20 protein-coding genes and 1 pseudogene are annotated in these 20,470 nt (G+C 57.7%); 8 read left to right on the forward strand and 13 right to left on the reverse strand.

Features of this window, described 5'->3' with window-relative positions:
• Positions 1 to 10: 10 nt before the first annotated feature.
• From C1N69_RS12700 to nasR, 4 genes are all read right to left on the reverse strand, one after another.
• Complete coding sequence (locus tag C1N69_RS12700) at positions 11 to 799, reverse strand: ABC transporter ATP-binding protein (protein ID WP_045286270.1); 789 nt, start codon at positions 797 to 799, stop codon at positions 11 to 13.
• 9 nt (positions 800 to 808) lie between these two features.
• Complete coding sequence (ntrB, locus tag C1N69_RS12705) at positions 809 to 1,687, reverse strand: nitrate ABC transporter permease (protein WP_095440474.1); 879 nt, start codon at positions 1,685 to 1,687, stop codon at positions 809 to 811.
• Between the two features lie 2 nt (positions 1,688 to 1,689).
• Positions 1,690 to 2,937: a CmpA/NrtA family ABC transporter substrate-binding protein gene (locus C1N69_RS12710; RefSeq protein WP_095440473.1), complete on the reverse strand. Its 1,248-nt coding sequence runs from the start codon at positions 2,935 to 2,937 to the stop codon at positions 1,690 to 1,692.
• Between the two features lie 229 nt (positions 2,938 to 3,166).
• The gene (nasR, locus tag C1N69_RS12715; protein ID WP_095451155.1) at positions 3,167 to 4,351 is read right to left on the reverse strand and encodes a nitrate regulatory protein NasR; all 1,185 of its coding nucleotides are present in this window, start codon (positions 4,349 to 4,351) and stop codon (positions 3,167 to 3,169) included.
• Positions 4,352 to 4,423: 72 nt separating this feature from the next.
• On the opposite strand from nasR, the gene C1N69_RS12720 reads away from it, so the two are divergent.
• The 3 genes from C1N69_RS12720 (at position 4,424) to C1N69_RS12730 (ending at position 7,119) form a co-directional block, all read left to right on the forward strand.
• The gene (locus C1N69_RS12720; RefSeq protein ID WP_047958852.1) at positions 4,424 to 4,777 is read left to right on the forward strand and encodes a DsrE/DsrF/TusD sulfur relay family protein; all 354 of its coding nucleotides are present in this window, start codon (positions 4,424 to 4,426) and stop codon (positions 4,775 to 4,777) included.
• Between the two features lie 106 nt (positions 4,778 to 4,883).
• Positions 4,884 to 6,668 (forward strand): methyl-accepting chemotaxis protein, encoded by a 1,785-nt coding sequence (locus tag C1N69_RS12725; RefSeq protein WP_047958853.1) that lies wholly within the window; start codon positions 4,884 to 4,886, stop codon positions 6,666 to 6,668.
• 211 nt (positions 6,669 to 6,879) lie between these two features.
• Positions 6,880 to 7,119, forward strand: a complete 240-nt coding sequence (locus C1N69_RS12730; protein ID WP_010432930.1) for a DUF1883 domain-containing protein — start codon at positions 6,880 to 6,882, stop codon at positions 7,117 to 7,119.
• Between the two features lie 30 nt (positions 7,120 to 7,149).
• On the opposite strand, the gene C1N69_RS12735 is transcribed toward C1N69_RS12730, so the two are convergent.
• Together C1N69_RS12735 and chaB are read right to left on the reverse strand one after the other, a co-directional pair.
• A complete protein-coding gene (locus C1N69_RS12735) occupies positions 7,150 to 7,845 on the reverse strand; it encodes a gamma-glutamylcyclotransferase (protein WP_045286265.1) in 696 nt (231 codons plus the stop codon).
• Between the two features lie 177 nt (positions 7,846 to 8,022).
• Positions 8,023 to 8,253 carry a putative cation transport regulator ChaB gene (chaB, locus tag C1N69_RS12740; protein ID WP_025756529.1) on the reverse strand — a complete coding sequence of 77 codons (231 nt, stop codon included), beginning with the start codon at positions 8,251 to 8,253 and terminating at the stop codon, positions 8,023 to 8,025.
• A 270-nt stretch (positions 8,254 to 8,523) separates the two neighbouring features.
• On the opposite strand from chaB, the gene chaA reads away from it, so the two are divergent.
• The gene (gene chaA / locus C1N69_RS12745) at positions 8,524 to 9,624 is read left to right on the forward strand and encodes a sodium-potassium/proton antiporter ChaA (protein ID WP_014832275.1); all 1,101 of its coding nucleotides are present in this window, start codon (positions 8,524 to 8,526) and stop codon (positions 9,622 to 9,624) included.
• Between the two features lie 115 nt (positions 9,625 to 9,739).
• On the opposite strand, the gene kdsA is transcribed toward chaA, so the two are convergent.
• From kdsA to hemA, 6 genes and pseudogenes are all read right to left on the reverse strand, one after another.
• Positions 9,740 to 10,594, reverse strand: coding sequence for a 3-deoxy-8-phosphooctulonate synthase (gene kdsA, locus C1N69_RS12750; protein WP_025756528.1), 855 nt, complete (start codon positions 10,592 to 10,594; stop codon positions 9,740 to 9,742).
• A 36-nt stretch (positions 10,595 to 10,630) separates the two neighbouring features.
• The gene (sirB1, locus tag C1N69_RS12755) at positions 10,631 to 11,440 is read right to left on the reverse strand and encodes an invasion regulator SirB1 (protein ID WP_013096236.1); all 810 of its coding nucleotides are present in this window, start codon (positions 11,438 to 11,440) and stop codon (positions 10,631 to 10,633) included.
• A 32-nt stretch (positions 11,441 to 11,472) separates the two neighbouring features.
• Positions 11,473 to 11,565: pseudogene (locus tag C1N69_RS22955) on the reverse strand (siroheme synthase); the annotation flags it as partial.
• A gap of 8 nt (positions 11,566 to 11,573) precedes the next feature.
• Positions 11,574 to 12,404 carry a peptide chain release factor N(5)-glutamine methyltransferase gene (gene prmC / locus C1N69_RS12765; RefSeq protein ID WP_155031314.1) on the reverse strand — a complete coding sequence of 277 codons (831 nt, stop codon included), beginning with the start codon at positions 12,402 to 12,404 and terminating at the stop codon, positions 11,574 to 11,576.
• Positions 12,404 to 13,486: a peptide chain release factor 1 gene (gene prfA / locus C1N69_RS12770; RefSeq protein ID WP_025756525.1), complete on the reverse strand. Its 1,083-nt coding sequence runs from the start codon at positions 13,484 to 13,486 to the stop codon at positions 12,404 to 12,406. Before prfA ends, prmC begins: the two co-directional genes overlap by 1 nt.
• 41 nt (positions 13,487 to 13,527) lie before the next feature.
• Complete coding sequence (gene hemA / locus C1N69_RS12775) at positions 13,528 to 14,784, reverse strand: glutamyl-tRNA reductase (protein ID WP_025756524.1); 1,257 nt, start codon at positions 14,782 to 14,784, stop codon at positions 13,528 to 13,530.
• Positions 14,785 to 14,985: 201 nt separating this feature from the next.
• Here hemA and lolB point away from each other — a divergent pair, with 201 nt between their 5' ends.
• From lolB to dauA, 4 genes are all read left to right on the forward strand, one after another.
• On the forward strand, positions 14,986 to 15,597 hold the full coding sequence (lolB, locus tag C1N69_RS12780) for a lipoprotein insertase outer membrane protein LolB (protein WP_095441639.1): 612 nt from the start codon (positions 14,986 to 14,988) through the stop codon (positions 15,595 to 15,597).
• Positions 15,594 to 16,463 (forward strand): 4-(cytidine 5'-diphospho)-2-C-methyl-D-erythritol kinase, encoded by an 870-nt coding sequence (gene ispE / locus C1N69_RS12785; RefSeq protein WP_045286260.1) that lies wholly within the window; start codon positions 15,594 to 15,596, stop codon positions 16,461 to 16,463. Before lolB ends, ispE begins: the two co-directional genes overlap by 4 nt.
• A 125-nt stretch (positions 16,464 to 16,588) precedes the next feature.
• On the forward strand, positions 16,589 to 17,536 hold the full coding sequence (prs, locus tag C1N69_RS12790; RefSeq protein WP_003856663.1) for a ribose-phosphate diphosphokinase: 948 nt from the start codon (positions 16,589 to 16,591) through the stop codon (positions 17,534 to 17,536).
• A 124-nt stretch (positions 17,537 to 17,660) separates the two neighbouring features.
• Positions 17,661 to 19,340 carry a C4-dicarboxylic acid transporter DauA gene (gene dauA / locus C1N69_RS12795; RefSeq protein ID WP_045286259.1) on the forward strand — a complete coding sequence of 560 codons (1,680 nt, stop codon included), beginning with the start codon at positions 17,661 to 17,663 and terminating at the stop codon, positions 19,338 to 19,340.
• Here dauA and C1N69_RS12800 read toward each other — a convergent pair.
• Positions 19,326 to 20,384 carry a MerR family transcriptional regulator gene (locus C1N69_RS12800; RefSeq protein WP_155031315.1) on the reverse strand — a complete coding sequence of 353 codons (1,059 nt, stop codon included), beginning with the start codon at positions 20,382 to 20,384 and terminating at the stop codon, positions 19,326 to 19,328. The two genes, dauA and C1N69_RS12800, sit on opposite strands and share 15 nt — an antisense overlap.
• Between the last annotated feature and the right edge of the window lie 86 nt (positions 20,385 to 20,470).

A 20,470-nucleotide genomic window follows, 5' to 3' on the forward strand; every position in this document is an offset into this window, starting at 1 on the left:
GGCTGCCCCTTTATGCCGCTTTGGGCTGTTTTTCATAAAGGAAATGCAGGATCTGCTGACGCAGATGGTGATAGCGGCTGTCGTCCGCCAGCTGCACCCGGTTACGCGGGCGCGGCAGGTCAACGTGCAGGATCTCCCCGACGGTCGCCGCCGGGCCGTTAGTCATCATCAGTACGCGATCGGAGAGCAGTACCGCTTCATCCACATCGTGGGTGATAAGCACAATGGTGGTGTTCAGCGCCTGCTGGATCTGCATCACTGAGTCCTGCAGATGGGCGCGGGTCAGCGCATCCAGCGCGCCAAACGGCTCATCCATCAGCAACACCTTCGGCTTCATCGCCAGCGCGCGGGCAATGCCGACGCGCTGCTTCATGCCGCCGGAGATCTCTCCCGGCCGCTTATGCAGGGCGTGCCCCATCTGCACGCGATCGAGGTTGTGTTCAATCCACTCCCGACGCTCCGCCTTGCTCATGGTGTGGCGGAACACGTGATCCACCGCCAGGGCCACGTTGTCGAAGCAGGTAAGCCACGGCAGCAGGGAATGGTTCTGGAACACGACCGCGCGCTCCGGACCCGGCCCGGCGATTTCACGGTTATCGCAAATCAGCCCGCCTTCCGTCGGCAGCGTTATTCCGGCGATAAGGTTCAGCAGCGTCGATTTACCGCAGCCGGAGTGACCGATCAGGCTCACGGTTTCACCTTCGTGAATATCAAACGAGACGTTTTGCAGCGCCAGAAACTCACCGCTGGCGGTGGAAAAACGCTGGCTCACGGCCTGGACCTGAATTATCGGTTTCATCTTCGCTCCTTATTTTTCCTGCCAGCTAAAGCGGCGGGCGATCAGCATCAGCCCCTGCTCCAGCAGTAACCCGACCACGCCAATGATGACGATGGCGATGAGAATGTTTTCGACGTTGAGGTTGTTCCACTCATTCCAGATCCAGAAGCCGATCCCTAAACCGCCGGTCAGCATCTCGGCGGCGACAATCACCAGCCAGGCAATACCAATGGACAGGCGCACCCCGGTCAGCACCGCCGGCAGAACTGCCGGAAAGAGAATACGCCGCAGGATGGTCCACTCGGAGAGCTGCAGCACGCGGGCAACGTTGAGGTAGTCCTGTGGAATACGGCGCACCCCTTCAGCGGTGTTGATCACCATCGGCCAGATCGAGCAGATAAAAATGGTCCAGCTGGAAGCCGGCTCCGCTTTCTGGAACAACAGCAGGCCGATAGGCAGCCAGGCCAGCGGGCTGACCGGGCGCAACAGCGCGATGAGCGGGCTGAACATGCGCGAGAAAAAGGTGAAGCGACCAATCAGAAAGCCGAGCGGGATCCCGGCGAGCGCGGCCAGGCCAAAGCCGACCGCCACGCGCTGCAGTGAGGCGAGCACGTTCCAGCCGATGCCCATGTCGTTGGGGCCGTCACGGTAAAAGGGATCGGCGAACAGCGTTAACGCCGAGTCGAGGGTGCTGAGCGGCGTCGGGAATCCTTTACTGTTAATTGCGGCCAGTTGCCAGAGCACGACCAGCAGCCCCAGCCCCAGAAACGCCGGAATGAGGCGCTGAAAAATCGCGTTAATCCGGCGGGCAAACGTCGGGGTACGGCGGCGAACCTGCACCGGAGGCAGAATAATCACCTCCCCACTCTCCGGCGTCTCGTGTGATGTCGTCTTTTGCAGATGCTGCATAATCAGGCCCCTCTACGGTGAATAGCGAAACGGTTGGCGTATCCTTCCGGGTCGGTACCGTTCCAGACGGTGCCGTCCATCAATGTGCTGCTGCGCAGCGGTGACGCCGGGACGGTAATGCCCCCTACTGCCGTGGCGGCATCCTGCCAGACCGCGGTCTGGTTAATGCGCTGCGCAATGCCCGCATAGTCCGGGGCGGATTTGAGCAACCCCCAGCGGCGGAACTGGGTTAAGAACCACATGCCGTCGGAAAGATACGGGTAGCTGACGGCACCGTCGTTGAAGAAGCGAATCGGATGCGCGTCCTGCCAGCGCGAACCCACGCCGTTGTCGTACTCGCCCAGCATCCGCCCGGTAAGGTACTGCTCTTTGGTGTTCAGCCACGCGCGGCGGGAGAGGATCTGCGCGGTCTCGCGTTTGTTTTCCGGGGACGCGTCAATCCAGCGCGCCGCCTCCAGCACGGCGCTGACCAGCGCCCGCGCGGTGTGGGGGTTTTTCTCCACCCACTCGCGACGCGTGCCGAGGATTTTTTCCGGATGATCGGCCCAGATGGACTGAGACGTCGCAGCGGTAAAACCGATACGATCGTTGATGGCCCGCGCGTTCCACGGCTCGCCGACGCAAAAGCCGACCATGTTGCCAATGCGCATGTTCATCACCATTTGCGGAGGCGGTACCACCACGGTGCGAACATCGTTAAACGGATGAATGCCCGCGCTGGCCAGCCAGTAGTAGAGCCACATGGCGTGCGTGCCGGTCGGGAAGGTATGCGCAAAGGTGTATGTCCCCGGCGCCTGCTGCCCGGTCAGCTTTTTCAGCCCGTCGAGATCGCGAACCCCCTTTTCGGCCAGATCGGCGGAGAGCGTAATCGCCTGCCCGTTCTGGTTGAGGGTCATCAGGTTGGCCATCTGCTGCGGCTTTCCGGCGATCCCCAGCTCCAGCCCGTACAGCAGGCCGTAGAGAATGTGCGCAGCATCCAGTTCGCCTGCCACCAGCTTGTCGCGCACCGCCGCCCAGCTCGCCTCTTTAGTGGGCACGATGGTGATGCCGTACTTTTTATCAAACCCTTTCAGCGCTGCGATAATCACCGGCGCGCAGTCGGTCAGCGGGATAAACCCGATGCGCACTGTTTCCTGCTCCGGTTTATCCGAGCCTGCCGCCCATGCGGCCTGCATGACCCCCGGTAACAGCATTGCCCCACTCGCCAGCATGCTGGCCTGCAAAAACCGCCGTCTCGACAAATCCGCCATGACCACTCCTGAAAAAAAACCAAAAAAAAAGCGCCCGACAGTGCCGAAGCACCGCTGGACGCCTTTATCCCGAAGACTGATGCACCGCCGTTGGCGCACCGTCAAAAATGGTTAATCTGATAATGCAAAGTGAATGCCAGGTTTTAACGCGCAGTTTTCGCGGTGCCAACCGCCTTACCCTCACGTTTACGCACCTCAATCAGGCACAAAATGCCCACGGATTGTGCAGCTACTCCTTTGGTGTTACTTCCCAGAGGTGCTTCACCATGAGCAGCGCGCGGGCGATATCCACCATTCTCTGGTTCTTGTCCATCGCCATTTTGCGCAGCGCCGTCCAGGCCTGTTCTTCACTCATATTCTGGTGGGTCATCAGCACGCTTTTCGCTTTATCAATGGTTTTACGCTCTTCAAGCGTATCGCGCAGCGACGCAAGCTGACGGGAGAGTTGCTCTATCTCGCGCGCCTGCTGGCGAACCAGGGTGAGCAACGGTTTTTCCGGGTAGTGGATCAGCGGATCGTCCTGCTCATCGGCGGGCGGTGCGTAGTCGTCGTCACGGTGAATACGCGCGTCCACGGCGAGCATCAGATCGGCAATCATGGTCTCTTCCAGCGCGCGCAGGTGTTCAAGGCGCGAGGTTTGCAGGGCGAACCAGGTCAATGCGGTAGTGCCATTATCGGCGGCAGGCTGGCGGGTACAGGCCACGCGCCGGAGTTGCTCCGTTTCACGATCGGGCTGGCAGTTCAGGGTAAAGGTGGTCTGCACCTCAGCGTGGCTGTGCGAGAGAAAGATCTCAAAACAGGCCTGCTGTCCGTCAATGCGGTCAACCAGCCTCTGGCGGGTGACATCATCGAAAAAGCCCTGCGTGAAGCCAATCGCCCCCAGGGCCCGCTCTTGTCCCGCCAGCTCTTTCCCCTGCATCAGGCTATACAGGGCGACAAAACGCCCGGCGATGTGCGGATCGTCAATGCTGTCATTAAGCTGCGGCACGATACTGAGCAGATGGCGAAGCATGCGCGAGTAGTGCTCCATCGCCTGCGGCGCCGTAAGTGTTTGCTGGCGCACGCCGTCACGCAGGGCGGGAAGCGTATCCAGGCTTTGCAGCGCGCCGCCGATGCGTTCACAAACGGCACTTCCCGGAACGGGGGACTGTTTGTCGAGAATGCCATACAGGGCAGACAGGTTTTCATCCACCAGCGCCCGGCTGGCTTTGCATTCAGGGGCGTAAAGCTGCCCCTGTGAGCAGAGCCAGACGTTGGAAGCCCCGCGCTCACACTGTAACATGTGCACCAGCTGGCTGATGCCATGCACAAGCACGCCCAGCTGTGCCAGTTTGCTGAGCTGCTCCCGGCGCATCGTCCTTGCGCGCTGGAGCCATTCGTTAGCCCCTGGTGAAATGCCAGCCATTAATGTCATGCTTACTCTCCGGAACAGCGAAACCCGTGAAAGCTAAGCAATATTCGTGCCTTTATAAGAACAGGAGTCAACATGCAAAAGATTGTGATTGTCGCCAACGGTGCGGCCTACGGCAGCGAATCCCTTTTTAACAGCCTGCGTCTGGCCATTGCGCTGCGCGAAAAGGAGAGCGACCTGGCGTTGCGACTCTTTTTAATGTCGGATGCGGTCACTGCAGGTCTGAAGGGGCAGAGACCCGCAGAGGGGTATAACATTCAGCAGATGCTGGAGATCCTGACCGCGCAAAATGTGCCGGTGAAACTGTGCAAAACCTGCACCGACGGGCGGGGCATCACCGGCCTGCCGCTGATTGACGGCGTGGAGATCGGTACCCTGGTTGAACTGGCTGAGTGGACTCTGACCGCTGATAAAGTATTAACTTTTTAATAATAAACCCGTAAAAATATTTTTTTCTTATGGACGCGGTTTCAGCATCAAGTTTACCTGCTGGGTTGCCGATAGGCATGGAAACAACACAGCAGGTATTTCACTTATGTTCAGATCGATTCGTGCTCGCATTATTGCCGCGACGACAGGCTGCCTGGTCGTCGCCCTTCTCCTCAATACGGTTATCAACTTCCAGGTCACGCGCCAGGATAACCAGCAGTCCCAGCGCGATATCCTGACCAGCACCAGCGCCAGCCATAATATGGCGATTGCCGACTGGGTCAAAAGCAAGATGACCGTGATCGCCTCCGCCCGGAGCGTGGCGCTGAGTGATGATCCGGTTCCGGTGTTTAAACAGCTTGCCCAGGCGGGTGGGTTCACCAACGTCTATGTGGGCTACGCCAGCAAAACGGCAAAATTCTCCGAGCCTGCCGGTGTACCTGCGGATTATGATCCGACCATTCGCCCGTGGTATCAGCAGGTGGTCAGCACCGACGGTCCGGTTGTGACTGCGCCGTATGTCGACGCCGGAACCGGGAAACTGGTGGTGACCTTCGCCGTGCCGGTGAAAGAAAATGGCGCCCTGAAAGCGGTCGTGGCGGGTGATGTGGCCATGGACAGCGTGGTGGCGAACGTGCGCGGGATCCATCCTACCCCGGCCAGCAGCGGGTTACTTCTTAACAGCGATGGCAGCGTGATTGCGGCTAACGATCCTGCCCTGACGCTCAAACCGTTTGCTGAGACCATCAAAGGCATCGATTTTGCCGCACTGAAAAGCGGCAATCTGGTCGACGGAACCCTGAATGACGTCGAGAAAACCTTCGTGGCGACCGCCGTGCCGGGCACCAACTGGCTGTTAGTGGTCGCCCTCGACAACGGTGACGCCACCTCCGGCATGCGTTCCCTGCTTAAAGCATCGGCGATTTCGCTGGTGATCCTGGCGCTGCTGAGCGCGGCCATTGTCCATTTCCTGATTGCCCGTCTGTTGAAGCGTCTGTCTGACATTCGCGACGCGATGCACAACATTGCCAACGGCACCAACGATCTGTCGCAGCGCTTGCCGGACGCCGGCGAGGACGAAGTCGCGCAGATCGCCCAGGCCTTTAACGCCTTCAGCGATAAGCTCGCGGTGGTGATGGTGCAACTCCGTGATGCCAGCGAGTCGGTGAAAAATGCCGCGCAGGAGATTGCCGCCGGTAACCAGGATCTTTCCGGACGTACCGAGCAGGCGGCATCCAGTCTGCGTGAGACGGCCAGCGCCGTGGAGCAGATCACCGCCTCCGTGACCCAGTCAAATGAGTCGGCGGCGGAAGCGAACGACCAGGCGAGCAAGGCTTCAGCGGCCGCGGCCCGCGGCGGCGAGGTGGTATCGCAGGCGATCAGCACCATGCAGTCCATCGAAGTGGCGTCGGCCAAAATTGGCGATATCACCAGCGTGATTGACGGTATTGCTTTCCAGACCAACATTCTGGCGCTGAACGCATCCGTCGAAGCGGCCCGCGCCGGCGAGCAGGGTCGCGGGTTTGCCGTGGTGGCGGGTGAAGTGCGCAACCTGGCCAGCCGCAGCGCCCAGGCGGCGAAGGAGATTAAATCACTGATTGATTCCACCACCGACAGCGTGGCGACCGGCTCTCGCTACGTACATCTGGCCGGGGAAAGCATGGATGAGATCCGCTCCAGCATCGGCAGCGTCTCCGGCATTATGCGCGAAATCTCCATCGCCACCAGCGAGCAGATGAAAGGTATTCACGAGATTAACCACGCGGTAACCCATCTCGACCGCATGGTGCAGCAGAACGCCGAACTGGTCGTGCAATCTGCCGCCGCGGCTGGCGCCCTGCAGAGCCAGGCGGGCGACCTTGCTGAAACCGCCGGCCATTTCCGCATTTAATGTTAATCCGGCGCGCGTTTAGCGGCTAAAACGCGCGCCAGCTGACATTTTGAGGAATATTGTCATTTTTGTTTAATCGTTATGCCATTTTTTGATCAAAATCAGCATCCCACCCCCTCCCCTTTGGTGTTATGCCATGAGTGAATTGTGAACAACATCACGCTCGGATATGGCTGCAGGGAGAGCGTTGTTTAAGACTACGGGGTAAAAAATGGCACTGGTAAAAACAAGTTTGAAACTGTTTGGCGGGGATACGGTCGTGGTGCGCTGCTCAGAGCGCTGTCGTATTCATCTGATGAGTTCAAAGGCACAGAAACAGTCCCAGGCGGATATTCTGACCGTGCAGGATGACAAAGCCTGGCTTACCGTGCCCTATACCGGCACATGGGATGTGCTGATCGACAGCCACAGTCAGTCACTGGAGCATTCCGTCAGCTACGTGGCAGCATAACGTCACACGCCCGGCAAGCCGGGCGTATTATCAGGCAAAGCCCGGTCGCAGCGTGCTGTTGACCGCGTTTCCTTCCAGCAGCGCCTTCACCTTCACCACCAGCTCATTCAGACAATCGTCCTTCATGCCGAGGCGGGTCAGTTCCTGATCGAGGGAGAAGAGATACTGCGCGTTGGTGCCCAGCGGTCCGCTGGCGGCGGCAATTAACGGCGCAATCACCTGCGTGCGGGTGTCCGCTTCGTACAGCGGATGACGCGGATCCATAATAAAGACCAGCGCATTGACGGTGCGTCCGTCGTCGAGGTCCAGCTTGCACCAGCTCGGCATATAACAGCCGGTGATCATCTCACGCTTCCAGAGCAGCGTCAGCTCCTCTTCCAGCGTGGCATCAGGAAGACGATAGGCCACTCCCGTGGTGCGGCCGCCCTCTTTCAGTGCAAGCATGCGTCCCGGCTGACACGCGCTGCCGCGTCCGGCGGTTAATCGCAGGCAAAATGCGCGATGCCATCCGGGTAGCGTACCCGTCGCCGATTCGACAAATTCCAGAGCCGGGTTCCACATCAGTGAACCGTAGCCAAAAATCCATACCGGGCCATCATCCGGGCGGCAGGCAAGCGTGGCAGCGAGTGACGCCGCACGTTGTTCAGCTGACCAGAGAAGCGATTCCTCAATAGCACCAAATGCCGTCTTACAATCTGCCTTCATTAAGAAATCACGCGTTAACACTTTACACCTCCGCCACTGCATGCTTCCTTGCGACATCTGTAATTCGCCTTCCCGGCATTCTGTGCTGGTCATTTTACCAGCGGTAAAATAACGATAAGCAATTAGCGGACCCGTTGCAATACAACAGCAGTTCAACCGCCTGAAAAGTCAAAATGAAGGCAGCGAATGGTTTCACGGCTATTTCTTTTTATGCCATTTATCATCGTCTCCTTTCTCATAATCATGTTTGACTGCGGCCCAGGCGACTTTGTGCGCCGTCTCTTCACGGCTGGCATCATCCCGCCGATCGTCCTTATCTTTGTATTGATCCCAGGCGCTGTTAAACGCCTCTTTGTAGATCTCCTGCGCGTGTTCAGGGAGTACGTTTTGTACGTTATCCGGTAATTCGCGTTTCGTTTTATAGGGCATCACTAACCTCTCTTTTGCTTAAAGAGATAAGTGTGGACGACGATACGCCATGGTGCCAGTCAGGAATAATTTATGCGTAAATTATAATGATAATCCACTGTTATTTAAGGCATATAAAATAAAGATAACGCATTATGCGCATCATGATGCAATATCATCACAAAGGGTAAATTTGAGTAAAAAATAAAGGGTATTTAACAGAGAACTGTTAATGTAACGGCCTCAAAAATCTATCTATAATGACAAGCACCTGCATTGATGGAGAAGCACATGACAGCAGCACACGAGGCGGTGAAGACCCGCCACAAGGAGACGTCACTCATTTTCCCGGTTCTGGCACTGGCTGTGCTGCTCTTCTGGGGAAGCAGTCAGTCACTGCCAGTGGTGGTTGGTATCAATATTCTGGCCCTGGTCGGTATCTTAACCAGCGCATTTAGCGTCGTTCGCCATGCGGACGTATTAGCCCACCGTCTGGGTGAGCCTTACGGATCGTTAATTCTCAGCCTTTCCGTTGTTATTCTTGAAGTCAGTCTGATTTCCGCACTCATGGCGACCGGTGACGCCGCGCCGACGCTGATGCGCGACACGCTCTATTCGATCATCATGATTGTCACGGGTGGTCTGGTGGGCTTCTCTCTGTTACTGGGCGGACGCAAATTCGCGACCCAGTATATGAACCTGTTCGGCATTAAACAGTATCTGATTGCGCTCTTCCCGCTGGCGATTATTGTGCTGGTCTTTCCGATGGCGCTGCCGGGCGCCAATTTTTCTACCGGTCAGGCGTTGTTAGTCGCGCTCATTTCCGCAGCCATGTACGGCGTGTTTCTGCTGATTCAGACCAAAACGCACCAGAGCCTGTTTGTGTATGAGCATGAAGATGACAGCGACGACGATGACCCGCACCACGGTAAGCCGTCGGCCCACAGCAGCGCGTGGCATACGGTTTGGCTGATCGTACATCTGATTGCGGTGATTGCCGTCACCAAGATGAATGCTAACCCGCTGGAGACACTGCTGACCGAGCTGAACGCGCCAGTGGCGTTTACCGGTTTCCTGGTGGCGCTGTTGATTCTGTCCCCTGAAGGGCTGGGGGCGCTGAAAGCGGTGCTGAACAATCAGGTGCAGCGAGCGATGAACCTGTTCTTCGGCTCGGTACTGGCGACCATTTCACTCACCGTACCGGTAGTGACGCTGATTGCCTTTATGACCGGCAACGAACTGCAGTTTGCGCTGGGCGCGCCGGAGATGATTGTGATGGTGGCATCATTGCTGCTGTGCCAGATTTCGTTCTCCACCGGACGCACCAATGTGCTGAACGGGGCAGCGCATATGGCTTTGTTTGTTGCGTATCTGATGACGATTTTTGCGTAGCCTTTTTGCCCAGCGGCGCTTCGCTTGCAGGGCCTACGGGTTCTGTAGGCCGGGTAAGCGCAGCGCCACCCGGCAATATGCCCCATAAAAAAACCCGCCGAAGCGGGTTTTTTTATTATTTGCTGGTATCCAGCTCGTCGAAGCTTTTCACCAGATCGTCAATCGCTTTGATCTGCTTCAGGAACGGCTCCAGTTTATCCAGCGGCAGCGCGGAAGGACCGTCGCATTTCGCGTTATCCGGATCCGGGTGCGCTTCAATGAACAGACCCGCCAGGCCGGTCGCCATCCCGGCACGCGCCAGCTCGGTCACCTGCGCACGACGGCCACCTGACGCCGCGCCAAACGGGTCACGGCACTGCAGCGCGTGGGTTACGTCGAAGATCACCGGCGACTGGTTAGAGACGTTCTTCATCACGCTGAAGCCCAGCATGTCCACCACCAGGTTGTCGTAGCCGAAGTTAGCGCCACGGTCGCACAGGATAACTTTGTCGTTGCCACCTTCGATAAATTTATCGACGATGTTGCCCATCTGGCCCGGGCTCACGAACTGCGGTTTTTTCACATTAATGACCGCACCGGTTTTCGCCATCGCTTCCACCAGGTCAGTCTGGCGAGCCAGAAACGCCGGAAGCTGGATCACGTCTACCACGTCAGCCACTGGCTGCGCCTGAGAAGCTTCATGCACGTCGGTGATCACTTTCACGCCAAACGTCTGCTTCAGCTCCTGGAAAATTTTCATCCCCTCTTCCAGGCCCGGGCCACGGTAAGAGCGAATTGAGGAGCGGTTGGCTTTGTCAAAAGAGGCCTTAAACACGTACGGGATGCCCAGCTTCTGGGTCACGGTCACGTAGTGCTCGCAGATACGCATGGCGAGATCGCGGGATTCCAGCACGTTCATACCGCCAAACAGCACGAACGGCAGGTCGTTTGCCACGTTGATATCACCAATGCTAACCACTTTTTGTTTCATAGGATCGCCTTATTCAGGTGTGAATCGGAATTAAGATTAATGCAGTGTAATTTGTTTGTGCGAGATCGCGTTGATCTGCGCCCGAATCATTTCGCTGATCGGATCTTCCGGACATTGTTCGACGAAATAGCTTAAATCGTTCAGCGCCACGTGCTCGCAGTCGAGCTGGGCATAAATAAGCCCGCGGTCGCGAATTTCGTACGGATCTTCCGGATTAAACTGCAGCAACACTTCGCTGGCACGCAGGGCCAGCTCCATCTGACGCTCTTCCATCAGCGCCGATTTCAGCGTATCCAGCAGTTTACGGATAACTTCGGCGTTGTCGGCTTCGTCGAGATCTTCATTAAAGAGCTCGGCCACCGGGCTGATATTGCCTTTCAGCCAGACGTCCAGCGTATGTTCGTCCAGCGTGTCGCCGTTAAACGGATTAATCAGCCACATCTCACCGTCCAGCCACTCGGCACGCAGGATCATCTGCGTCGGGAAAATGACCGGCACCAGTGGAATATCCAGACGGTGCGCGATCCACAGCAAAATAGAGCCCAGCGCGACCGCGCTGCCCTGACGATTTTTTAACACCTGGTCCAGCCATAATGCGTCAGACAGGCGATACACGCCCCGCGTGTCGCAGAAACCCCATTCGCCGTAGAAAAGCTCAAGCAGCTTCTCCAGCTGCCAGTCCTGCGGACGCGCCTGATTGATCTCTTCGCGCGCCAGGCTGACCAGACTCTCCAGTTCATCGTAGACATACTGCGACGTAAAATCGTCGCGAATCATCTCCGAAATCAGGATCATGCCATCGCAGAGCGGCACTTTATTAAATTCGAAATCGGCTAAGGACCTCATGACTTACCCCAGTAACGACTGCGCGTACAATGACGTCCAGACGCGATAAAACCCAAAACGATGTCAATGATAACGCCAAACGGCTTTTCAGTCAGCCCTGCGCCTTTATCAGTAAATGGCAGATAGCCAGGCTTCATGCCCATTGCCCCAGCGTCAGACGCTCGTTACCGCCGTAGTCGCGGCAGGTTTCAACCGCCGTGTAGCCTGCCTGTGTAAACAGCGCCCGCACGGCGTCCCCCTGCGTCCAGCCATGCTCCACCAGCAGCCAGCCACCGGGAAGTAAATGCTGTCGTGACGTTGTCACAATGTGATCGAGATCGGCTAATCCCTCCCTGGCGGCAACCAGCGCCGACAGCGGTTCGAAGCGCACATCCCCCTGCGAGAGGTGCGGGTCATGCTCGTCGATATAGGGCGGGTTACTGACAATCATCCCGAACGTCTGCTTCTCCAGTGCGCTAAACCAGCTGCTTTGCAGCACGGTCACGTTAGCCAGGGCAAGACGTTCCACGTTACGCTGCGCCAGCGCCACCGCGTCGGGCATCACATCCACCGCCGTGACCGCGCAATCGGGCCGTTCGCTGGCCAGCGCCAGGGCGATGGCCCCGGTCCCCGTACCGAGATCGAGAATGCGGCAGGCCTCTGCGGGTAAACGCGCCAGCGCCTGCTCCACCAGACACTCGGTGTCAGGACGCGGGATCAGCGTCGCCGCAGAGACGAACAAGGGTAACGACCAGAACTCACGCTCTCCGACGAGATGCGCCACCGGCTCACCGGTTTTACGGCGGGCAAGCAGCGCGGCGAGCTGCGCTTCCTGATCAGCGGTCAGTTCGGTTTCACCGAACGCCAGCAGATACGTGCGAGCTTTGCCCGTCACGTACTCAAGCAAAATTTCGGCATCACGCTTCGGGCTTTCACCCCCGGAAAGCTCGCCGGAGGCATGGCGTAACCAGTGCTGAAAATCCATTATTCCTGCTCGGACAGCGCCGCCAGCTGGTCGGCCTGGTATTCCTGCACGATTGGCTCAATCAGCATGTCCAGTTTCCCTTCCATCACCTCGTCCAGACGGTAGAGCGTCAGGTTGATGCGGTGGTCCGTCACGCGACCCTGCGGGAAGTTGTAGGTGCGGTTGCGGTCACTGCGATCGCCGCTGCCCAGCAGATTACGACGGGTTGACGCTTCCGCCTGCTGGCGTTTCGCCATTTCTGCCGCGTGAATACGCGCCCCCAGCACGGAAAGCGCTTTGGCTTTGTTTTTGTGCTGGGAACGTTCGTCCTGGCACTCCACCACAATGCCGGTTGGCAGGTGGGTAATACGGATGGCGGAGTCGGTGGTGTTAACGTGCTGACCGCCCGCCCCGGAGGAGCGGAAGGTGTCGATGCGCAGATCGGCAGGGTTGATGTCCGGCAGTTCCGCTTCCGGCAGCTCCGGCATCACCGCCACCGTACAGGCGGAGGTATGAATGCGACCCTGAGATTCGGTAGCCGGCACGCGCTGTACGCGGTGACCGCCAGATTCAAACTTGAGACGACCGTACACGCCGTCGCCGCTGATCTTGGCGATAACCTCTTTGTAGCCACCGTGTTCGCCTTCGTTGGCGCTCATGATCTCCACGCGCCAGCGGCGTGACTCGGCGTAGCGGCTGTACATGCGGAACAGGTCCCCGGCAAACAGGGCCGCTTCGTCACCGCCGGTACCGGCGCGGACCTCTACAAATGCGTTACGCTCATCGTCCGGATCTTTCGGCAGCAGAAGCACCTGAAGCTGCTGCTCCATCTCTTCAGAACGCGCTTTCGCATCCTGCAACTCTTCCTGCGCCATCTCGCGCATTTCAGGATCGTCGAGCATCATCTGCGCCGTTTCGATATCTTCCTGAACCTGTCGCCAGTCGGTATAGCATTTAGAAACATCACTTAACTGCGCGTATTCACGTGAGAGCGCGCGAAAACGTTCCTGGTCCGCAATGGTCCCGGCATCGCCGAGCAGCGCCTGGACTTCTTCATGGCGCTCGTGCAGAGCTTCCAGTTTAGCGACGATAGAAGGCTTCATAGGCGTAAGTGCACCTTGTCTTAGAAAATGGGTATAGGGCGCTATTCCAGCCCGAGGCTGTTGCGCAGAATAGTCAGGCGTTCATCATCCCCGTCACGGGCAGCCTGCTGAAGAGATTTGGTTGGTGCATGGATCAGGCGGTTGGTCAGTTTCCATGCCAGATCCTGCATAATCGCGTGTGCGTCGCCGCCCTGGTCAAGAGCCGCTAACGCTTTGGCAGTCAGGTCATCACGCACCTGCTCCGCCTGTCCGCGGTACTCGCGGATGGTCTCGCTGACGCTTTGCGCGCGCAGCCAGGCCATAAACTCACTGGTTTCCTGCTCGACAATGGTTTCCGCCTGCACCGCCGCCGCTTTACGCTGAGCGAGGTTATGCGAAATGATGCTTTGCAGGTCATCCACGCTGTAAAGGTAGGCGTTAGCCAGCTTGCCGACTTCTGGCTCCACATCGCGCGGAACGGCGATATCCACCAGCAGCATCGGCTGATTACGACGGGATTTGAGCGCGCGCTCCACCATCCCTTTACCGATGATCGGCAGCGGGCTGGCGGTCGAGCTGATAATAATATCCGCCTCTTTCAGGCGCTCATCGATGTCGCTCAGGGCAACCACCTCTGCCCCCACTTCATCCGCCAGCACCTGCGCACGTTCGCGGGTGCGGTTAGCGATAATCATCTTTTTCACTTTATGCTCGCGCAGATGGCGCGCCACAAGTTCGATGGTTTCGCCCGCGCCCACCAGCATCACGGTGACGGTTGACAGGGATTCAAAGATTTGGCGTGCAAGGGTGCAGGCCGCGAAAGCAACAGAAACCGCACTGGCACCAATGTCGGTTTCGGTTCGCACACGCTTTGCCACGGAGAATGACTTCTGGAACATGCGTTCCAGCTCGCTGGCCTTCAGATGCCCTTTTTGCGAATCCGCAAAGGCTTTTTTCACCTGACCCAGAATTTGCGGCTCGCCCAGCACCAGCGAATCCAGCCCGCTGGCGACGCGCATCAGATGGCTGACGGCATCGTTATCCTGATGCCAGTACAGGCTGTTGCGCAGCTCGTCTTCATTGAGGTTGTGGTAGTCGCATAACCAGCGGATCAGCGCTTCGTGCAGGTTATCCTGCTCTTCCACGCTTAAATAGAGCTCGGTACGGTTGCACGTCGAGAGCACCACGCCACCCTGCACCATCGGCTGGGCAAGCAGGCTGTCCAGCGCCAGGTCAAGCGTATCCGGCGAAAACGTAACGCGTTCTCGCAGCGAAACCGGGGCTGTTTTGTGGTTGATACCGAGTGCTAATAGGGTCATGTTGAGCGGGAGTAGTACCAGCGTTAATAAGGTTAGCAGAACGCATCATACAGGATGCGCGAGATCAATAAAAGGGACTGCCCCCTTTCGGAGTAATAGGTTACACAACGCTTTGAGATAATTTGAACGTAGACGGTGGGGACCATCAACGCTAGCATTAACAGTTATAACTGCAACGTATCTCAAGGATTTGTCCTCATTATGACCCGACTGATTCGCCTGCTGCCGCTGGCGGCACTGGTTCTGACCGCATGTACCGTCACCCAACCAAAAGGCCCGGGCAAAAGCCCTGATTCACCGCAGTGGCGTCAGCACCAGCAGGATGTCCGTAATTTGAGCCAGTACCAGACCCGCGGCGCCTTCGCTTATCTCTCTGACGAACAAAAAGTTTATGCGCGCTTCTTCTGGCAGCAGACCGGCCAGGACAACTATCGTCTGCTGCTGCTGAACCCGCTGGGCAGTACCGAACTTGAGCTTATCGCCAAACCGGGCGAAGCGCAGATCACCGATAACAAAGGCCAGCACTACACCGCGACCGATGCCGAAGAGATGATTGGCAAACTGACGGGAATGCCTATTCCGCTCAACAGCCTGCGCCAGTGGATCCTTGGCCTGCCGGGTGAGGCGACCGACTACACGCTTGACGATCAATACCGTCTGAGCCAGATCAGTTACACCCAGAACGGCAAAACCTGGAAAGTGGTGTACAACGACTATGACAGTAAGAGTAAACCGGCGCTGCCATCCAACATGGAGCTGACCCAGGGCAGCCAGCGCATCAAGCTGAAGATGGATAACTGGATCGTTAAATGATGACCCACTGGCCCTCTCCGGCAAAACTGAACCTGTTTTTATACATTACCGGCCAGCGCGCTGACGGGTATCACACCCTGCAGACGCTGTTTCAGTTTATTGACTATGGCGACACGATCTCCATTGAACTGCGCCAGGACGGACAAATTTGCCTCCTGACGCCGGTCGACGGCGTGGCACATGAGGACAACCTGATTGTGCGCGCTGCGCGTCTGCTGATGAACGCCGCGGCGCAATCCGGTCGCCTGGCGGCGGGTAGCGGTGCAGACATCCGTATCGAGAAGCGTCTGCCAATGGGCGGCGGGCTGGGCGGAGGCTCCTCTAACGCTGCCACCGTGCTGGTTGCGCTGAATCACCTCTGGGGTTGCGGGCTCTCGCAGGACGAACTGGCGGCCTTAGGTTTGACGCTGGGCGCGGATGTCCCGGTGTTTGTGCGCGGGCATGCGGCTTTTGCCGAGGGCGTGGGTGAGATCCTCTCTCCGGTTGAACCGCCGGAAAAATGGTACCTGGTTGCCCACCCTGGGGTAAGCATTCCGACCCCGGTCATCTTTAAAGATCCTGACCTGAAAAGAAATACCCCGGTGCGGTCAATAGAAACGTTATTAAATTGTGAATTCAGCAACGATTGCGAGGATATCGCAAGAAAACGTTTTCGCGAGGTTGATGCGGTGCTTTCCTGGCTGTTAGAATACGCGCCGTCGCGCCTGACTGGTACAGGGGCCTGTGTCTTTGCTGAATTTGACACCGAATCCGCCGCTCGTCAGGTGCTTGAGCAAGCGCCGGTTTGGCTGCATGGTTTTGTAGCGCGCGGGATGAACACCTCCCCCCTACAGCACGCCATTCTGGCGCAGACTGAGTTTCGGTGACAACGTCACCCTGTTCCAGACGTTGCATCGCGCTCTTTAATACACCGCCTGGATAGCCTTTGCCTGGCCCGCACAGTTTACGGCGAACGCTATCCACCACTGGACGCATGCCTGAGGTTCTTCTCGTGCCTGATATGAAGCTTTTTGCTGGTAACGCCACCCCGGAACTAGCACAACGTATTGCCAACCGCCTGTACACTTCCCTCGGCGACGCCGCCGTAGGTCGCTTTAGCGACGGCGAAGTCAGCGTACAAATCAACGAAAATGTACGCGGTGGTGATATTTTCATCATCCAGTCCACCTGTGCTCCAACAAATGACAACCTGATGGAACTGGTTGTTATGGTCGACGCCCTGCGTCGTGCTTCAGCAGGCCGTATCACTGCTGTAATCCCTTACTTCGGCTATGCCCGTCAGGACCGTCGTGTTCGTTCTGCTCGTGTGCCCATCACCGCCAAAGTTGTCGCTGACTTCCTGTCCAGCGTCGGCGTTGACCGCGTACTGACCGTTGACCTGCACGCAGAGCAGATCCAGGGCTTCTTCGACGTCCCGGTTGATAACGTATTCGGCAGCCCAATTCTGCTGGAAGACATGCTGCAGCTGAACCTGGACAACCCAATCGTGGTTTCTCCGGACATCGGCGGCGTGGTACGCGCTCGTGCTATCGCTAAGCTGCTGAACGATACCGACATGGCGATCATCGACAAACGCCGTCCGCGCGCTAACGTTTCTCAGGTGATGCACATCATCGGTGACGTGGCTGGCCGTGACTGCGTCCTGGTTGACGACATGATCGATACCGGCGGTACGCTGTGTAAAGCTGCTGAAGCGCTGAAAGAGCGTGGTGCCAAGCGCGTGTTCGCTTACGCGACCCACCCGATCTTCTCCGGTAATGCGGTGAACAACCTGCGCAACTCCGTTATTGACGAAGTGGTGGTATGCGATACCATCCCACTGAGCGACGAGATCAAGGCACTGCCAAACGTGCGTACCCTGACCCTGTCCGGGATGCTGGCCGAAGCGATTCGTCGTATCAGCAACGAAGAATCCATCTCTGCAATGTTCGAACACTAATCGGACACGGCCAAAAAACCCGCTGCGGCGGGTTTTTTTGTCTCTGGGTTTTATTTGTATGATTAATGCCTCCTTCACCTGCCATTCACATGACAGATGATGCGCATACGGATGATAGATAATTGTGAAAAACGTAACTTCCTCACATGTTCTGCCCTTTCGCGCCCTCATCGACGCCTGCTGGAAAGAGAAGTACACCTCATCACGCTTTGTGCGTGACCTGATTGCCGGGATCACAGTCGGCATTATCGCCATCCCGCTGGCGATGGCGCTGGCGATTGGTAGCGGCGTTGCGCCGCAGTACGGTCTGTACACCTCAGCCGTTGCCGGGATCGTCATTGCTCTGACCGGTGGTTCACGTTTCAGTGTTTCCGGCCCGACTGCCGCTTTTGTGGTGATCCTCTACCCCGTTTCACAGCAGTTTGGCCTGGCAGGCCTGCTTGTCGCCACCCTGATGTCCGGGCTCTTTTTAATTCTGTTTGGCCTGGCCCGCTTTGGCCGCCTGATAGAGTACATTCCCCTTTCCGTCACGCTGGGGTTCACCTCCGGGATCGGTATCACCATCGGAACGATGCAAATCAAGGATTTCCTTGGTCTGCAGATGGCTCACGTTCCGGAACACTACCTGCAAAAAGTGGGGGCGCTGTTTATGGCACTGCCAACTGCCAACCTGGGCGACGCCGCCATCGGGATTGTGACGCTGGGGACGCTGATCGTCTGGCCTCGTCTGGGTATTCGTCTGCCGGGCCATCTGCCCGCGCTGCTGCTGGGCTGCGCGGTGATGGCTGTCGTGAATATGTTCGGCGGCCATGTCGCCACCATTGGCTCGCAGTTCCACTATGTTCTGGCGGACGGTTCACAGGGTAGCGGCATACCGCAACTGTTACCGCAACTGGTGCTGCCGTGGGACATGCCCGGCTCCAGCTTTACCTTAAGCTGGGATTCCCTGCGCGCGCTGCTTCCTGCGGCCTTCTCCATGGCAATGCTCGGGGCGATTGAATCTCTGCTCTGTGCCGTCGTGCTCGACGGCATGACTGGCACCAAGCACAAAGCCAACAGCGAGCTGGTCGGCCAGGGGTTAGGCAACCTCATCGCACCGTTCTTTGGCGGCATTACGGCCACGGCGGCCATCGCCCGTTCTGCGGCTAACGTGCGCGCCGGGGCCACCTCGCCGGTTTCAGCGGTAATCCACTCTGTGCTAGTGATCTTAGCCCTGCTGATCCTCGCTCCGCTGCTCTCCTGGCTGCCGCTTTCCGCCATGGCCGCCCTGCTGCTGATGGTGGCCTGGAACATGAGTGAGGCGCATAAGGTGGTAAACCTGCTGCGTCGCGCCCCGAAAGACGACATCATCGTCATGCTGATCTGCATGTCGCTGACCGTGCTGTTCGATATGGTCATTGCCATCAGCGTCGGGATCGTGCTCGCTTCCCTGCTGTTTATGCGCCGTATTGCGCAGATGACGCGCCTCTCCCCGGTTAACGTGGAGGTGCCAGATGATGTGCTGGTTCTGCGCGTGATTGGTCCGTTGTTCTTCGCCGCGGCGGAAGGTCTGTTCAGCGATCTGGAGTCCCGCATTGCGGGCAAGCGGATAGTGGTCCTGAAATGGGATGCCGTGCCGGTGCTGGATGCGGGCGGGCTGGACGCCTTCCAGCGCTTTGTGAAACGTCTGCCGGAAGGCTGTGAACTGCGGGTAAGTAATCTTGAGTTCCAGCCTCTGCGCACCATGGCGCGGGCGGGGGTGCAGCCGATCCCTGGCCGCCTAGCCTTCTACCCTAATCGTGATGCCGCGTTAGCGGATCTGTGAGCCCCCTGATGCAGAGAAGCGTCTCTGCATCATCACCCCAATCGCCTGCTGGAGCCATTCAAGCACGGCAGGCGTCATCCATGTTCCCTTCATCAGATGCGGCTCCTGCTGCATGGCCACGCGAAACTTTTGCTGCGTCTCCGGGTTCGTGCCCGCGTACGACTGGAACAGCGCCAGCCAGTTTTCGGCAAGTTTTTGCGCATCGTCAGAGGCGGGGTCGAGGTTTTCCTGCTGCGCCTGATGCAGTTTCGCCACCAGCGGCGGCCACTCCATCATGCGGTCAAAGTAATGTGCCCGGGTAAACGCCATCTCTTCGGCAGAGAGATAGTTCTCCCAGATAATGAGCTTCGACTCGGCAAACGCCCGCGTAATATAGTCGGTCATCTTCGGCGTGATGCCGGTTTGCGCCTGCATCTGCGGCTCCGCGCTGTGCATTTCGTTCAGCCGGGTCAGAAACTCCGGCTTGCCTGCCGTGTCCTGCTCCAGGCGTTCCATCCAGCGCGTGGCCAGGTCCATCGCCCGCGGGTCTGTAACGGGTACGTGCTGTTCCAGCAGGGTATTGACCTCTGCAACCAGCCCCGACCAGATAGCCGCCAGCGCATCCTTCTGCAGGGCAAACGGCAGCTGCTGTAACTCTTCTTTCGTAAACCAACGATCGTACATATTCATTAACTCCAGAGTCTGTAGCCAGGATTCCAGATCGGGCGTCTCATCGGCGGTAAGCCCGGTACGCAAATCCACCAGCCTGTCACGCAGAGTGTGTATGCTGCGCAACTGCTTATCCAGCAGGCTGATTTGCGCATCGAGGAGTTCCGTTAACGACAGCGACTTTTGTTCCAGAAAATCCCTGATTTCAGCAAGTTCCAGCCCCGCTTTTGCCAGTGCCTGAATCATGTGCAGACGCTGGACATCCGCCAGGTTATAAAGCCGGTAACCTGCCGCGCTTCTGGCAGAAGGCAGCAACACCCCTGTTTGCTCATAGTGGTGCAATGTTCGCACGGTGATGCCGGCCCGCTTCGCCAGCTCACCCACCTGAATCAACATAACTGCTCCTTTTCTTTGCCAGTGCCGCCACTCTGATGCCTTACGTTACGTGAGGGTCAACCCTTGATGCAAAAAAAAACGACTCC

The sequence above is a fragment of the Enterobacter sichuanensis genome (genome assembly GCF_009036245.1).
Classification (GTDB): Bacteria; Pseudomonadota; Gammaproteobacteria; order Enterobacterales; family Enterobacteriaceae; genus Enterobacter; species Enterobacter sichuanensis.

Excerpts from the sequence above, each read along its gene's own strand:
- hemA (WP_025756524.1), bottom strand. The coding sequence starts at position 14,784 with ATGACCCTATTAGCACTCGGTATCAACCACAAAACAGCCCCGGTTTCG.
- kdsA (WP_025756528.1), bottom strand. The coding sequence starts at position 10,594 with ATGAAACAAAAAGTGGTTAGCATTGGTGATATCAACGTGGCAAACGAC.
- C1N69_RS12720 (WP_047958852.1), top strand. The coding sequence starts at position 4,424 with ATGCAAAAGATTGTGATTGTCGCCAACGGTGCGGCCTACGGCAGCGAA.
- prmC (WP_155031314.1), bottom strand. The coding sequence starts at position 12,404 with ATGGATTTTCAGCACTGGTTACGCCATGCCTCCGGCGAGCTTTCCGGG.
- ntrB (WP_095440474.1), bottom strand. The coding sequence starts at position 1,687 with ATGCAGCATCTGCAAAAGACGACATCACACGAGACGCCGGAGAGTGGG.
- C1N69_RS12725 (WP_047958853.1), top strand. The coding sequence starts at position 4,884 with ATGTTCAGATCGATTCGTGCTCGCATTATTGCCGCGACGACAGGCTGC.
- ispE (WP_045286260.1), top strand. The coding sequence starts at position 15,594 with ATGATGACCCACTGGCCCTCTCCGGCAAAACTGAACCTGTTTTTATAC.
- prfA (WP_025756525.1), bottom strand. The coding sequence starts at position 13,486 with ATGAAGCCTTCTATCGTCGCTAAACTGGAAGCTCTGCACGAGCGCCAT.
- sirB1 (WP_013096236.1), bottom strand. The coding sequence starts at position 11,440 with ATGAGGTCCTTAGCCGATTTCGAATTTAATAAAGTGCCGCTCTGCGAT.
- C1N69_RS12700 (WP_045286270.1), bottom strand. The coding sequence starts at position 799 with ATGAAACCGATAATTCAGGTCCAGGCCGTGAGCCAGCGTTTTTCCACC.
- C1N69_RS12730 (WP_010432930.1), top strand. The coding sequence starts at position 6,880 with ATGGCACTGGTAAAAACAAGTTTGAAACTGTTTGGCGGGGATACGGTC.
- C1N69_RS12710 (WP_095440473.1), bottom strand. The coding sequence starts at position 2,937 with ATGGCGGATTTGTCGAGACGGCGGTTTTTGCAGGCCAGCATGCTGGCG.
- chaB (WP_025756529.1), bottom strand. The coding sequence starts at position 8,253 with ATGCCCTATAAAACGAAACGCGAATTACCGGATAACGTACAAAACGTA.
- chaA (WP_014832275.1), top strand. The coding sequence starts at position 8,524 with ATGACAGCAGCACACGAGGCGGTGAAGACCCGCCACAAGGAGACGTCA.
- C1N69_RS12800 (WP_155031315.1), bottom strand. The coding sequence starts at position 20,384 with ATGTTGATTCAGGTGGGTGAGCTGGCGAAGCGGGCCGGCATCACCGTG.
- lolB (WP_095441639.1), top strand. The coding sequence starts at position 14,986 with ATGACCCGACTGATTCGCCTGCTGCCGCTGGCGGCACTGGTTCTGACC.
- nasR (WP_095451155.1), bottom strand. The coding sequence starts at position 4,351 with ATGACATTAATGGCTGGCATTTCACCAGGGGCTAACGAATGGCTCCAG.